15 protein-coding genes and 1 pseudogene are annotated in these 13828 nt (G+C 46.8%); 10 read left to right on the top strand and 6 right to left on the bottom strand.

Translation table 11 applies throughout. The features are described from left to right. From DCC82_RS11450 to DCC82_RS11440, 3 genes are all read right to left on the bottom strand, one after another. Positions 1-216: transposase (locus DCC82_RS11450; RefSeq protein ID WP_233252990.1), on the bottom strand; the 216-nt coding region annotated here is incomplete at its 3' end. A 17-nt stretch (positions 217-233) separates the two neighbouring features. Then, a complete protein-coding gene (locus tag DCC82_RS11445; RefSeq protein ID WP_014195313.1) occupies positions 234-764 on the bottom strand; it encodes an IS630 family transposase in 531 nt (176 codons plus the stop codon). 163 nt (positions 765-927) lie between these two features. Further along, on the bottom strand, positions 928-2247 hold the full coding sequence (locus DCC82_RS11440; protein WP_097354657.1) for a M20/M25/M40 family metallo-hydrolase: 1320 nt from the start codon (positions 2245-2247) through the stop codon (positions 928-930). Between the two features lie 85 nt (positions 2248-2332). Between DCC82_RS11440 and DCC82_RS11435 the strand changes: the two genes are divergently transcribed. The 8 genes and pseudogenes from DCC82_RS11435 to DCC82_RS11395 all read left to right on the top strand — a co-directional run bounded on the left by DCC82_RS11435 (position 2333) and on the right by DCC82_RS11395 (position 9142). Then, positions 2333-3256 (top strand): tetratricopeptide repeat protein, encoded by a 924-nt coding sequence (locus DCC82_RS11435; protein ID WP_097354656.1) that lies wholly within the window; start codon positions 2333-2335, stop codon positions 3254-3256. Between the two features lie 10 nt (positions 3257-3266). Further along, on the top strand, positions 3267-3704 hold the full coding sequence (locus DCC82_RS11430) for a DUF4275 family protein (protein WP_015864187.1): 438 nt from the start codon (positions 3267-3269) through the stop codon (positions 3702-3704). Between the two features lie 380 nt (positions 3705-4084). Then, the gene (locus DCC82_RS11425; protein WP_097354655.1) at positions 4085-5653 is read left to right on the top strand and encodes a plasmid pRiA4b ORF-3 family protein; all 1569 of its coding nucleotides are present in this window, start codon (positions 4085-4087) and stop codon (positions 5651-5653) included. Positions 5654-5679: 26 nt separating this feature from the next. After that, the gene (locus DCC82_RS11420) at positions 5680-6132 is read left to right on the top strand and encodes an HI0074 family nucleotidyltransferase substrate-binding subunit (protein ID WP_097354654.1); all 453 of its coding nucleotides are present in this window, start codon (positions 5680-5682) and stop codon (positions 6130-6132) included. Beyond that, positions 6116-6386 (top strand): annotated as a pseudogene (locus tag DCC82_RS11415) (nucleotidyltransferase family protein); the annotation flags it as partial. The gene DCC82_RS11420 and the pseudogene DCC82_RS11415, both read left to right, overlap by 17 nt. A 33-nt stretch (positions 6387-6419) precedes the next feature. Beyond that, a complete protein-coding gene (locus DCC82_RS11410; RefSeq protein WP_097354955.1) occupies positions 6420-7274 on the top strand; it encodes a Cof-type HAD-IIB family hydrolase in 855 nt (284 codons plus the stop codon). A 482-nt stretch (positions 7275-7756) separates the two neighbouring features. After that, positions 7757-8536: a type I 3-dehydroquinate dehydratase gene (gene aroD, locus DCC82_RS11400; protein WP_062678020.1), complete on the top strand. Its 780-nt coding sequence runs from the start codon at positions 7757-7759 to the stop codon at positions 8534-8536. Positions 8537-8593: 57 nt separating this feature from the next. After that, positions 8594-9142, top strand: a complete 549-nt coding sequence (locus DCC82_RS11395; RefSeq protein ID WP_097354653.1) for a shikimate kinase — start codon at positions 8594-8596, stop codon at positions 9140-9142. Positions 9143-9290: 148 nt separating this feature from the next. Here the strand turns inward: DCC82_RS11395 and DCC82_RS11390 are convergent, their stop codons facing one another. Beyond that, positions 9291-9638, bottom strand: a complete 348-nt coding sequence (locus tag DCC82_RS11390; protein ID WP_097354652.1) for a hypothetical protein — start codon at positions 9636-9638, stop codon at positions 9291-9293. Positions 9639-10105: 467 nt separating this feature from the next. Here DCC82_RS11390 and DCC82_RS11380 point away from each other — a divergent pair, with 467 nt between their 5' ends. Both DCC82_RS11380 and DCC82_RS11375 read left to right on the top strand, forming a co-directional pair. After that, a complete protein-coding gene (locus tag DCC82_RS11380) occupies positions 10106-10528 on the top strand; it encodes a GtrA family protein (RefSeq protein ID WP_015864179.1) in 423 nt (140 codons plus the stop codon). A gap of 160 nt (positions 10529-10688) precedes the next feature. Then, the gene (locus DCC82_RS11375; RefSeq protein ID WP_062678017.1) at positions 10689-10973 is read left to right on the top strand and encodes a DUF3784 domain-containing protein; all 285 of its coding nucleotides are present in this window, start codon (positions 10689-10691) and stop codon (positions 10971-10973) included. 36 nt (positions 10974-11009) lie between these two features. Here the strand turns inward: DCC82_RS11375 and DCC82_RS11370 are convergent, their stop codons facing one another. Both DCC82_RS11370 and proB read right to left on the bottom strand, forming a co-directional pair. Continuing rightward, positions 11010-12251: a glutamate-5-semialdehyde dehydrogenase gene (locus tag DCC82_RS11370; RefSeq protein WP_097354651.1), complete on the bottom strand. Its 1242-nt coding sequence runs from the start codon at positions 12249-12251 to the stop codon at positions 11010-11012. Continuing rightward, the gene (gene proB / locus DCC82_RS11365) at positions 12248-13372 is read right to left on the bottom strand and encodes a glutamate 5-kinase (protein WP_108430376.1); all 1125 of its coding nucleotides are present in this window, start codon (positions 13370-13372) and stop codon (positions 12248-12250) included. Before proB ends, DCC82_RS11370 begins: the two co-directional genes overlap by 4 nt. Positions 13373-13828 lie beyond the last annotated feature (456 nt).

The following is a 13828-nucleotide window of genomic DNA, read 5'->3' as shown; positions in this document are numbered from 1 at the left end:
CTCTTTGAGCATTCTCAAGAAATCCAAGAACGTCGCGGCATTGGCAGCGGTCGTTTGATGAAGCACCGTTTCGCCATCGTGGATGTTGACCGCGCCAAACAGCGATACGTGGGCATGATGGCCGAACGTCGGCACTTGTTTTTGGCGGCCGACTGCCGACCATGTGGACCGCAAGACATGGTAAGAGCGGATATGTGTTTCATCAAGGTACAACAAGACCGAATCAGGATCCATTAAGTTTTTTTTATGAAGTCGATCTGTTTCTCAAAATTCTTTTGTCGATCCGGATCGCCTTTGGCCAATGTGTAGGTCGGCCGTGTCCACGACAGCCCTTTGCGGTGCAGGAGTTTTCGCAACGCTTCGCGGGAAATGCAAACACCGAAGTGCTTTTCGACATAGGATTGCAGGAGTTTGGTGTTCCACGCCGAAGCGACGTCCCAGCCCAGTTCTACGGGAGTGGTGGTCAACACAAGCTGTTTGATCTCTTCCTGCTGTTCTTCGGTGAGAAACGGCTCCCGCCCGGGGGCGAAATCCCGATGAAGCAAGAGCTCCAGACCGCCTTCGTTGAACAGCGACACATAATGGGAAACGGTTTGTCGGCACACGTTGACCATGGAGGCCACCTCTTTGCCCAAATAGCCTTCCATGACCAGGCGAACCGCCATCACCCGTTGGCGAAGAAGGGTGTTTTTGATTTTCCGTTCCTGTTTGCGAAGTGTCCGAGGTGTCCATCCGTGATCGTTGGTGATTTTGAGACGTTTCATGCAGAATTCCGCTCCTTTTCCATACTTTTCCTTAGGAGCAGTATAACCGGAGTGGGCACCACTTATACGAAGGTTAACTTTTCAATGAGCATATATATAGTTATTTGGATTATACAAAAGTAGAGTGGCTTCTCTTATCCACTCTACTTTTCATTAATAACTCCTAACACTTATACGTGACGACTAGTTCTTCTGTAATCATATTGTTTTCAAATACCGTTTCAAGCAACATCACCGTTTCAAGCGTTGCTTTATAGTCGAGCGTTTCGAATTCGGTATGTTCATGCTCATAGCCGACGGATAAGTTGACAGATGGAATGCCGAATTCGGCGAAGACTTTGGCGTCACTGAGGCCGCCGTGGGTCATTTTCCAGTCGGGCATGCCGGCGAGCGCTCCGGCTGTTTCGAAAATGCGGCCGTATTCATCGGTGCAAAACGGTACGATGCCGGCGTAAGAAGTGACGATGTCGCGCGTTCCGCGTCGGTCAACGACAATCGCTGCGTCGACGTCTTGCAAAAATGTTGGGTCGATGTTACGCGAGCCGAGGCAGCCGATTTCTTCCTCGACGGTAAAGGCGATTTTCAGCGTTCCTTGGAAGCGGGAATGGCGAATGAAATCAAGTATTTCTAAGATGACCGCGATTCCCGCGCGGTCGTCGGCGCCTAAGATGCCGCGCGAGCTGCTTAGTACGGTTCCGCTTTCGATAATCGTACGTTTCGGTGAAAACGGGCGAACTGTATCCATATGGGCGGAAAGCAGAATCGTTGGGCCGTTTCCGCAATAAACCGCGGCAAGCAAGTTTCCGTAAGCATCGATTTGGCACCAATCTGTTTTTTGTTGGAGCTTTCGATATAGCATTTGCCGAATCATCGTTTCCCTGCCGCTTTTTCCGTTTATGGAAAGAAGGGAGTATAGGCGGTGTTTGAGTGTTTCTAAGCGATACGTCATTAGCAGCTCTGGATTTCGCCAGACGTTGTATAACCGTTCAGCCATCGTCAGAAGGTCATCGATGTGTCCGCGCTGATAAAATAATGTTACTTTTCTTTTTTCCGCTCTAATTCGAACGTGTGGCGGAGTGCAAGCCCGGATGATGGCGAGCTGCTGGGCGGATAAGTCTTCGAGAAAATAAATCGTTGCCGGGCGAACTCCCTCTCCGTCGCAGCTGTAAACGGTGTAAATATGCATCATGTTCAGCCAGCGGACGATGCCGCGGACGTATGGATCGATTTGAATGAGAGGAAGTTCGTTTTTCGTCGGGTCGACCAGCGTTTCTCTTCCTGGAATGTCATCGTTGTAAAAAACAATTTGCTTGGCGGTTTGTTGGAGAGCTTCCATCCAGTCCGTTTCGGAAATGGTGTCAAGGTGCTGGTGCCGTTGGATAAGCGCTGCGAATGTTTGCGCAAGCCATTGTGATGTAATTCCTGTTTCCTCATCTTCCGGATGAAATCCGTGCCGAATCATGAGTTTCGTCCATTTTTCCATACTATCCATCTCCTTTTCAAATTCGTTACAATACAACTGTACAAATCAGTGTGTGACACCCCGTCACAAAGGGAGGGAGTGTGGAGTGGAAGAGTACGAGTTTTTTCCGCATCAAGAAGAACGCCGCTTGCTTATGGAGTGGAAAAAAGAAAAAGATCGAAAACGGCGGGAAGAAATCGAAGACGAATTGATTCATCTGTACGTTCGGTTTGGCGAGTATTTCAAAATGTCGGGCAACCCCGATCCAAAGCAGGCGAAAATGTATTTGCAAAAGGCGTTAAAGCGAAAGCCAAGCCATTCCGTTGCGAATTATCGGTTGGCGCATATTTACTATAACGAAGGAAAGTATGCCGAAGCAGCGTACCATTTTCATCAGGCGCTTTCGGGATCGATGGATGAGCCTCTTAATGACACGCAGGCGATGTTAAGCCATATGTTTCTTGTCAATTGCGGCATTTTTCTCGCGTCGAACGCATTAAAGCAGGTAGAAAAGATGGAAACAAAACCATATGATGAAGAAACGGTCGAGCGCTATCGCCAAGCGATTTTTCTCCATCGCATTGAAGATTTTCACCGCGCGCTTTATCGCATTATTACACCGGAAAGCAACGAAATTGTAACAGAGGAAACGTATTTTTCCGAGCAGGAGCGGTTTTCGCTGCATGAGGTGATGCTTTGCCTCAGCGAACAAGACGGCTTTGTCGTTCGTTACGCAGGCGAGTTGGTGAAGCTCGAATACCAATCGTTTTATGCGCTCGCGACAATCTTGCATAGCGAACGGCCGATGACTGGGGAAGACGTCCGCGAAACATTGTTTCAGTCGTTTTTCGGCAGAAAGGTTACCGATGCCGCCATTCGGAAGATGTTTGAGCGGCTGCGCGCGCGCATTCCGTTTTGGGATGAGATCATCGAAACGACGAGAATAGGAAACAAAGCGGCGCGGCGCCGCAAACAAGGCGTTTCGTATCGGATTTTTTGCCGCGCGAGCGATATATTTCCTTGGGAGTAGGGAGATGGAAATGAACATACGAAAAAGATTGGAAAATCAAGGAATCATAGTCGAAGAATGGAAGGGAAAAGGAGAAGAATTTCGCAGGCGTTGGGAACGAGCGTTTACGGATGCCATTAGTCCGCAGGAGAAACAGTCGATTGATTTTGACCAGTTTTTGTGGCATGTATTCAGTTACGAAAAATTGCCTTGTCTTGAAGGAAAAGAGGCGATGCGCGCGTTTCATGAGGAGAACCGATTCGTTTGTTATTTGTTTTATCAAGAAAGGGAAGAGGCGTATATGCTTGTCAACGCCGAAAATTTGCGGGCGGAAGATTTGCGGCGCGAGCACGATGTGTATGTCGTCGACCCGCAGTTTACGTGGACATACGTGCAGACGCATGAATACTATTGCGGGCCGTATTTTTATCGAAAATATAGACAAGAAGGTTTCCGATTCAACAAATAAATCGAGTAGGTGGCAGATAATAGAGATGACAGAGCAGGAATCTCCCACCCTAAGTGTAGCGTAGATGGGAGAGATTCTTAAAATAGGAGATGTCTGTATAACTTGCGGATTTTTCGCTCGTGTCGGGCGATTTTGTTGAAGTGGAGTTTCCGTTAGCTCAATGCGCAAGCTGGCTTTATTTTGTTTCCAGCCGGTTAAACGGTTCGTTCACTCGTTTAGTTCCGCAATTTGGGTGCGAATTGTGTGACGAAAAGATCTATTGTGTTAATCATTTCTTGCAATCGTATTTTGTACCATTTTGCCATCTTCTTAGCAATGGTGATAAATAAATGATAGAATGAAAAGAAGGAAAATTTCTCGATGATATGGAGGTAAATAGATTGATTTATCAACTAAAGGTGCAGTTAAAAGGTATTCGCCCGCCGGTATGGCGGCGGTTATTGGTGCCAGGCGATATGACGTTTGCCGAGCTTCATCGCGTGCTGCAAAAAGCGTTTGACTGGGAAGACCGGCATTTGCATACGTTTTACATCACGAAGACGCGCGGAACGGCGAAGCTGCGCATCGAAATCGGCAATGATGTCGGTGATAGATGGAGCAATGCGGACTATGAAGAGCATAAGGAGCGGCTTTTCGATTGGCTTGTGCAGGAGGGAGACCGCTGCTTGTATATTTATGACTTTGGCGACGATTGGGAACATGAGATCGTGCTTGAAAAAATAGTGAAGCCGCAGCCAGATCTCGTCTATCCAGTTTGCCTCAAGGCGGTGCGTGTTGCGCCTGAAGAAGACAGCATGGGCGAAGGGTGGAATCCAGAGGCGATCGAGACAAAGGAATTGACAGCAATGGTCAATGCAAAACTGGCTCCACTGAGCAAAAAAGTTGGCAAGGAAATCCAAAAGAAAGCGCGAAAAGAGATGGAGAAGGGAGCGCAGGCCACACAAGGCAACGTATGGCGGGCACTGTTGGAAAAAGCGGTGGCGTTTAACCGGTTAGCGCCGTGGCAATGGATGGATGATGATGAAATTTTCCTTGTCATCGATCCGGAAACGAACGAGCGCTTATATTGTTCCGTCATTGGCGCGCTTGGCCAAGAACATGGCATGGTCGTATATATCGGGGAGCAAGGATACAAAAGCCTGCAGCATTTATTCAAACAGCCATATCCCGAACAAGATCCCGTGTATACACAGCGGGCGGTGCTCATTTCCTTTGCCGACCGAAATGAGTTAAGCAAGGAAGACTATGAGCTCCTCCGCTCCCAAGGCATGACGTTCCGCGGCAAAAAGCAGTGGCCGCAGTTTCGCAGCTTTGTCCCAGGGTACTATCCGTGGACGATTTCCGAAGAAGAGGCAAAATTGGTGACGGCGGCGCTTGATCAGGCGCTGGATGTCGCGCGGCGCGCTGGGGAAGGGGAGCTTTCGCTTCCAGTGTTTCCGCAGGATGAAAAGATGTTTGCCCGCATCGGTGAAAAGAAGGATGGGAATGTCGTTTGGCGCGATGACCACGTTCCGCTTGCCGAGCTGGAAGCCGAGGAAAAAGCGCCAACGTATGAACTGCTTGTCGATCCGAAATTGATTAAAATGGTGAAAAATATTGGGCAAGTATACCATGGCAGCATCGAATTTGACGCGGGGTATATCAACCGGCCGGTTCAAGAGAAGCGCGGGGAGCGCCCGTATTTTCCGACATTTGTACTGGCGGTGGATGTGAACACTGGGTTTATCATCCATAACGATTTGCTTCCGATCGAGAATGTGGCGATGCGCGTGCAAAAAAGCTTTTTGGACATGCTTCTGCGGCTCGGGAAAATACCGCGGGAAATCCGCATGAAAAAAGAAACGAAGCAAATGCTCGCCCCGGTGCTGCGCAAACTGCCGATCCGGACGATGGAAGTGCCGCGGACTCCTGCGTCCGAACATGTACGCAGAACTTTTGAAATGTTTTAGGATGAGATTCAAGGAGGAGTCTAGATTTGGATGGCAAATATAAAGAATCCATTATTATATTATCGTATCAGTATGCGTACCGATTATTGACGCATTTAAAAAATATTATCCATATCTTCCAGCAAATCAAAAATCCAGATGACATCACCAAAGAAGTGTACCGTGATTCGATTGTCAAAAAGTACGAAATTTTAGAGGATCAATTGTGGAAATTATTATCGAAGGTTTTTAAGTCTTGGGGACTCGAATTAAGCAATCCGCGTGCTTGTTACAGGCAAGCATTCAAAGAAGGATGGATTGAAAATATTGATACGTGGAACGACATTGTAAGTTCGCGTAATGCGACGGTTCATGTCTATAATGAGGATGATTATGAAAAAATTAAAAACAAGATAATAGCACAATATGTGGGGGAAATCGAAAAGCTGCTTGAAAATATAAAAAAAGAAGTGATTGATTGCGATGTATGGAATTCATGAAGATGTATATCGAAAATTATTGGACTACTTTCAACGCGAACGTGGCATTCGGAAAGTGATTTTATTTGGTTCAAGGGCCAGGGATACGGCGCGTTATAATTCGGATATTGATTTGTGTATTGATTATGAAGGAGAACAGAAAGGAAAAATTGTTCAAGATATCGATGACATTGTCGGAATTTATTCCTATGATGTACTGTTTGCCGATTTATTAAACAAAACGGCAAATTGACCGCGATGGAGTAGTGATTTATAACACGCATAATGAAAGAAAGAGGGATGCAATAGTGTTAATCGCATTGGATATGGACGGGACGCTGCTCAATTCGAATGGACAGGTAAGTAGAAGAAATAAAGAGGCCATTGTGACAGCGCAAAAGCAAGGCCATATCGTGGCGATCGTGACGGGCAGGGCGTATAAAGACGCGCGCGCGCCGCTTCGGGATGCGGGGCTTGTTTGCCCGATTATGAGTTTAAATGGCGCGGTGATGACATTAGAAGATGGGACGGTGCTTGGCGATGTGCCGCTTGACAAGGAAAAGTTGATTCCGGCGCTCGAATGGGTGCGCGCGCAGCCTGATTTATATTGCGAAATTTATACGGGCGATGCCGTCTATGTCGGGCTCCATAACCGCGCCCATCTTGAGGCGATGGCAGAAAAGGCAAGCGATATCGCGCCTGAATTAAAGCGCATCGTCGAAAAGCAGTTCCAGCAGGCGCGCGTGACGTATGTCGATGACATCCGCGCCATCTGGGAGGAGCGGCAAACCGTTTTTTATAAAGTGCTCATTTTTTCTCTCGATCAAGAACGTTTACAAGAAGCAGCTGCCCAGTTTGACGGTATTTCCGGCATTACTGTCACCTCGTCGCATCCAAACAACATCGAAATTAACCATGAGCAGGCGACGAAAGGGGAGGCGCTTGTAAAACTGGCCGCTCATTACGGCATCGACATGAAAGATACGGTTGTTTTCGGTGACAGCCATAACGATTTATCGATGTTCGCCGTCGCTGGCTGCCGTGTGGCGATGGAAAACGCCGCACCGGAATTAAAAGAAGTCAGTGACATCGTCACCGCGTCACATGAGGAAGACGGCGTGGCGGTCGTATTGGAAGAACTGATCGACAAACGAAAACAGTGACGGTGGGCATCATGCTCTTTCCATCGTCTTATTCCGTATTCAATGGACTCCGTTAAGAAAAATCAAAGTTTTTCAATACGGCAAGCAGAATTTTTTGCAGCAAATGCATGTGAACAGCCAGCTCTCTAACAGAGGGCTGGCTGTATTTAGTATGAATCCATCGCAAGTATGGCTGGAAGGATTTTCAGACTGATCTATTTTGTTGTACTATATATGAATAAAGGCAATTGTTGCGGGGGTTGCTTTATACGTCTGTTGTTCTGCTCTATGTCGTGTCGCAGTTTATGTTTGAAAGCGTCATTCGTTATAGCACCGGGATTGGCGATGGCTGTGCCTATTTTCATATTAACGGTGAAGTTAAGGCATGTTTGACTGTTTTAGGTCCTACGAACCGATTCATTTCTGAAGCAATAGAGAAATAGTCAAAGAAGGGGCTAAGGTCATTTCAGAAAAGTCAGGATATCGAGAATAGGGGGATAATCATGAATATATCACAAAAAATTGTATCCGTAAGGGGCACGCAAATTGGCGGAGAACAGCCATGCATTTGTACTCCTATAGTAGGAGCGAGTATGGAACAAATCTTGTCGGAGACGGAAGAAGTATGTCGAAAGGGGCCTGATATTATTGAGTGGCGCGCCGACTTTTTTAAAGATATTTACGATCCGCAAAAAGTGCTCGAAACAGCGCTAGCCATTCGAAAAATTGCAGGGGAAATTCCCATTCTTTTTACGATTCGTTCGGAAAAGGAAGGCGGGAATCCTGTTCCGTTAACAGAAACAGAAAAAATCCGATTATTTATAGAAATGTGCAAAAGCCGATTAGTGGATATGATTGATTGCGAGCTGCTTTATGAAAAGGAATTGACATCGCTTCGCCAAGTATCAAAGGAATATGGCATTCTCATGATTATGTCCTATCATAATTTCAGCTCAACTCCCCCAAAAGAAGAACTTGTCCAAAAAATGCTGCAGGCGGAATCATATGGTGCTGATATTGCTAAAGTCGCTGTTATGCCTGCTTCTCCGCAAGACTTGCTTGTTTTATTCCAGGCGACCCAAGAAGCGAGAAGCCAGTTAAGCATCCCCCTTATCACCATGTCAATGGGAGGATTAGGGGTCATTACTCGCTTGGCTGGATGGATGTTTGGTTCGGCAGTTACTTTTGCTGTTGGTCAAAATAGTTCGGCACCAGGCCAAATCCCAATCGAGGATTTGAAAGAAGTCCTTCATATTGTGCAAAAGCATATGTTTCACGGCTAATGGGTATGGAAGGAGTAAATAATTTTTATGATTTGTTGTAAAGGAAGGGCGGCAGATATGGGTACATATTGCAACATTCCGCTTCGGGAAAGAAATATCGTTTTAATCGGCTTTATGGGAGTAGGAAAAACAACGATTGGCCAGCTTGTGGCGAAAAAGCTGTACCGAGACTTTATTGATGTAGATCAGGAAATCGAGAAACGGCATCAAATGTCGATTCCGGCCATTTTTGAACAAATGGGAGAAGACTATTTTCGAAAAGTGGAGAGGGAACTAATCGTTGATCTTTGCACGAACACCCGCTTAAAAATTATTTCCCTCGGGGGAGGCGCGTATTTGCAAGAGGAAGTAAGAAAGGCTTGTTTATCCCACGGCATTGTCGTTTTCCTCGATTTGTCATGGGAAAACTGGAAAGAACGTCTTCCGTCCCTTATCCATGACCGTCCTTTGTTGAAAAATAAGACGCTCGAGGAAATCAAGCAATTATTTGAACAGCGGAAACAAGCTTATTCTCAGCATCATTATCGCGTGGCGACAGATGGGCTTGATCCGGAAACGGTAGCAACCCGCGTAATGGAATTGATTCGCGAGCGGGATACGGAATAATCAGGAAAAACACCCTTTGTTTTGTACAAGGGTGTTTTCTGTTGGAATTTATGATACGTCTCTGAATCAAGGAATGTTATTTTCAGGTGATTCGTTGCCGAAGGAAACACTTAAGGAGCAGCAGGAGGAAAATGAAGAGAGGAGACGGTCATTGTTGCCGATACAACTCGCGGATTTTCCGTTCATGCTGGAGCGTTTTGCTTGAGAGGAAATCGACCGTTTCCTGTGTTTCCGACAGTTCGATGCGCAGGCTGTCTACTTTTGTTTCTAAACGGTTGAATCGCTCGTTCATTTTTTCTTCAAGATTTTCTACCATCTGTCTCATTTCTGTTCTGAGTTGATTTCCCACTTTCTGCATTTTTGCTTCTAATCGATTTTCCATTTCTTGCATTTTTGTTTCCAAACGGTTTTCCATTTCTTGCATTTTTGTGTGCATATGGTTGGAATGAATCTCCAATGCTTTCAAAATTTCTTTTAGCATTGTTTCCTGTTCCATTTCTCTCACCTCCCTTACTTATCTCATTATAAAAGAAGAAAGAAAAGAAGGAAAGGAAAATCTACGATGCTTACGAGAATAAAAGATTGTCGAATGAGTCCATCACTTTCATTTGAGAAAGTTTATACTCAATTTTCATCGTACTTTTATATTGATGATGTGGGAAAAAGAAACACTAGAAAAAGAAGAGAAAATGCGCGAGAAAAGGCGGCGGCTTGCTATTGTTTTTTGGATTAATGTTCTTCCATTTTTATCGTATTGACATGCTTTCTTCCTCAAGTGATGTGATATTATAATTAAAGATATTTCCTTATTCCACGGTAGCGAAATAGCCGCCGCATCTGATGGTTATACTGTTTTGTAGATTATGCTTTAGGATTGTTGGAGATATATCGGTTGCTTATACGAGGAAGTGAAGCAACGTTCGTTATATATCGTGAAAGACGTGTGGGGAGTCGGAAATAAGCATGAAAATGCATCGTTTTGCGTGGAACAGCCGCAAAAATATTCAAACATTATGGCGTTTTTGCCTTGTTGGCGCCGGAAATACATTTGTGGATTTTATTGTCTTTTTTCTTCTTGCCTCGTTTGGCGTTTCCGCGCTGTTGGCGCAAGTATGCTCTTATACAGCCGGCGTGGTCAACAGCTATGTATGGAACAGGATGTGGACGTTTCGGGTAAAACGAAAAGCGAACATCGGAGAGTTTTTGCGTTTTATCGTGGTGAATGTGCTGTCGCTGGCAGTGACGCTTCTTCTGCTCTTTCTCTGCCGGGACGTTGGGCACTGGCCGTTGTTTGCCGGAAAACTCGCAGCAACGTTGGGAGGCATTGCCGTCAATTTTGCCGGCAGCCGCTTCTGGGTGTTTGCCTCAAAACCGTCCCATTCCTAACATGGGTGTACGACAAACTTTGGATTGGTTAGAGCCTGATATTCCGAATCGGATGTGCAAAACGGTACCATATAGAACAATAGTCTTAATTTTCCATAAAAATAATGATACAATAATAAATAATAAGAAATAGGATAAACGGATGGGAGCAGGTGACTAAGTGATTTACTCTTTCGAACTGTTGTTTTTAGCAGTCGTTTCGTTTTTGCTGGCGTATTTTATCGGGGCGAAAAAATATACGTGGCTGCTGTCCGGATATAATCAGCGGCGCATTCGTGATCAAGAAAAATTGGCGAGAATCGTAGGGAAATATAATATGATCGTTGGCATTGCCGCAGCGGCTGGAAGCATGATTGACCATCCTGATATGATCGTGATTTTTCCGATTGCCGTTATTGGCCATGTGGCGCTTGCGGCTTATGCGAACGTCAAAATGGTAGAGTAAAAGCCGAATCCGACAAGCTGGATTCGGCTTTTTCCTTTAGGAGCGAATTTGCCCCGTGCCGTATACGAGCGATTTCGTCGTGGTGATCGCGCGCAATCCCATTGGACCGCGGGCGTGCAGTTTTTGCGTGCTGATGCCGATTTCCGCCCCGTAGCCAAACTGTTCGCCGTCGGTAAAGCGGGTCGAGGCGTTATGATAAAGCACGGCGGCGTCAATCGCTTGGAAAAAGAAGCGGACGTTGTCGTTTTGTTCGGAAATAATTGCCTCGGAATGTTTCGTGCCGTAGCGGTTAATATGGTCGACCGCTTCTTTGACGTTCTGCACGAGTTTAACCGCTAAAATCGGCGCCAAATATTCGGTGCTCCAGTCTGCTTCGGCAGCCTGCTGGATAAAGGAATACGATGAAGCAAGTTGCGAATCGCCGCGCAGCTCTACTCCGCGCGCGTGCAATGTTTCGACGAGTTCGCTGATATACGGCCAGTTTTGATGGATTAATACCGTTTCCACCGCATTGCAGACGGATGGGCGTTGCAATTTCGCGTTTAAGACGATATCGATGGCCATTTGTTTTTGCGCCGATTCATCGATGAAAATATGGCAGTTGCCAACGCCAGTCTCCAGCACGGGAACGGTGGCGTTTTCGATGACGGAGCGAATCAGTCCTGCTCCGCCGCGTGGAATTAATACATCTAAGTAGCCGTTTAAACGAAACATTTGCTGGGCCGCTTCCCGGCTCGTGTCTTCGAGAAGCTGGATGGCATCGGCAGGGATGGCGGAATCGCGAAGCGCCTCCTTCATGACATGGACGAGCGCTTTGTTTGAATGAAGCGCCGATGAGCTGCCGCGCAATAAGACGGCGTTTCCTGTTTTTAGGCAAAGGCTTGCGGCATCGACGGTGACGTTCGGGCGCGCTTCGTACACCATTCCGATGACACCAAGAGGCACGCGAATTGTTTGAATGCGAAGCCCATTCGGCCGCGTCCATTCTTCGACGATTTCGCCGATTGGGTCAGGAAGATCCGCAACTTGACGGACGCCGTCGACAATTTGCTCGATTCGTTCGTTTGTTAGCTGCAACCGGTCGATTAAAGCAGGAGAAAGACCTTGTTCTTTTCCAAGCGCAACGTCTTTTTCGTTTTCTTGCAAAATCCATTCTTTTTGTTTGATCAGCGCTTCGGCGATGCGCGTTAATGCTTCGTTTTTTTCTTCTGTTGACAGAAGGGCTAACGTTTTCGCTGCTTGTTGCAGCTGTTCTGCTTTTATAAGTAATTCGTTCATTTTACGACACTCTCCTTTCGTAATGATACCCAGTTGTCGCGGTGGATTACTTCTGGTCGATGGTTAATCGAATATTTTCTCGCTTCATTGCTAGAAAGGCCTTTGATTTGTTCTAAGTCGCTAGCGGAGTAATATACTTGACCGCGGCCGATGACGGCTCCTTTTCGGTTGACGACCTCGACGACATCCATGGCGGAAAAATTTCCATATACCGCGGTAACGCCAGCGGGAAGCAGACTTTTTCCACGCTGCAACAGGGCGGTTTCGGCGCCTTCGTCAATTTCGATTTTTCCGGCGACCGGTGCATGGTATGCAATCCATTGCTTGCGCATTTGCATATGTCCATGAAACGGCGCGCCGATATATGTCCCGTCTCCTTTTCCTTCCAAAATGTCGTACAGCTTTTCTTTCCCTGTTCCTGTTCCGACAAAGACGCTCACACCGAACGAGAGCGCTTTTTTTGCAGCGAGAAGCTTTGATTTCATCCCGCCTGTTCCGACCGCAGAGCCGCTATCGCCCGCCGCTTCAATCATTTCATCGGTAATATTCGGAAGAAATGCATATTTTTTTGCCTTCGGATTCGTTTTCGGATTATCATCATATAATCCGTTAATATCCGTTAAAATAATGAGCGCATCCGCGTGCAAAAAGCCGCTGACAAGCGCGGAAAGCATATCGTTGTCGCCAAACGTCAATTCCTCGACGGACACGGAGTCGTTTTCGTTGATGATCGGCAAAACTCCGCATGCCAGCAATGTGGTGATTGTGGAAAATAAATTATGAAACCGTTCACGGCTGTAAAAGTCTTCTCTTGTTAATAAAATTTGTCCTGTCGTAATGCCGAACTGTTTGAATGCGGAAATATAGCCTTGCATGAGCAGCCCTTGCCCGACGGCTGCCGCTGCTTGTTTTCCCGCGGTGGTCGTCGGCCTAGACGGATAGCCGAGCGGTCCGAATCCAGCGGCGACCGCACCCGATGTGATTAAAATGACCTCGTGGCCTAATTGTTTGATATAGGCGATCGCTTCGACATGATCGAAAAGTTTTTCATGGCAAAGAGCGCCTTTTGTATCCGTTAATGAGCTGCTTCCGATTTTCACGACGACTCGCTGCTTTTTCACGTTTTTCCTCCCTCTAGAAATGTTGATCTATCAAGGCTTTTCGACCTCTCAGGGGTGTCCAAAAAATATTTTTCGACAAAATCCCTTACATCCTTTTTCAGTTTTGTGGATATCTTACAGACCTAGGGTGCGCTTCGCGGCCACGGCTGGTTATATTTTCCTGCCGCGGGGGGAAGCATATTCGATGCACCCTTTGGATCTCCGCGTCGCTGATGAGGACGAACCCTCCCATGTCTCCGGGCGTCTTCGCGCCAACATTCCCTCGTTCGGTCTCGTCATCAGGCGGAGGCCGGCCAAGCTCCTTTAGGGACTCAAGGTCGAATGGATGAAATCACGCCAGCTTCTCCGGTGTCATCTCGTTGTCCAACGATTCTTCCGTTCGCAGGGGGAGGCCTTAGGCCGCCCGTTGCACCTGGGACAAGACGTCCTGTTTCATTCGCTCCGCGTCAAACGCTT

Source organism: Geobacillus sp. LYN3, from assembly GCF_003064505.1.
In the GTDB taxonomy this organism is placed as follows: Bacteria; Bacillota; Bacilli; order Bacillales; family Anoxybacillaceae; genus Parageobacillus_B; species Parageobacillus_B toebii.
The sequence above is the reverse complement of the archived record's forward strand: the minus strand, read 5'-3'. Positions and strand labels throughout refer to the sequence as shown.

Excerpts from the sequence above, each read along its gene's own strand:
- DCC82_RS11445 (WP_014195313.1), bottom strand. The coding sequence starts at position 764 with ATGAAACGTCTCAAAATCACCAACGATCACGGATGGACACCTCGGACA.
- DCC82_RS11430 (WP_015864187.1), top strand. The coding sequence starts at position 3,267 with ATGAACATACGAAAAAGATTGGAAAATCAAGGAATCATAGTCGAAGAA.
- aroD (WP_062678020.1), top strand. The coding sequence starts at position 7,757 with ATGAATATATCACAAAAAATTGTATCCGTAAGGGGCACGCAAATTGGC.
- DCC82_RS11390 (WP_097354652.1), bottom strand. The coding sequence starts at position 9,638 with ATGGAACAGGAAACAATGCTAAAAGAAATTTTGAAAGCATTGGAGATT.
- DCC82_RS11440 (WP_097354657.1), bottom strand. The coding sequence starts at position 2,247 with ATGGAAAAATGGACGAAACTCATGATTCGGCACGGATTTCATCCGGAA.
- DCC82_RS11395 (WP_097354653.1), top strand. The coding sequence starts at position 8,594 with ATGGGTACATATTGCAACATTCCGCTTCGGGAAAGAAATATCGTTTTA.
- DCC82_RS11380 (WP_015864179.1), top strand. The coding sequence starts at position 10,106 with ATGAAAATGCATCGTTTTGCGTGGAACAGCCGCAAAAATATTCAAACA.
- DCC82_RS11370 (WP_097354651.1), bottom strand. The coding sequence starts at position 12,251 with ATGAACGAATTACTTATAAAAGCAGAACAGCTGCAACAAGCAGCGAAA.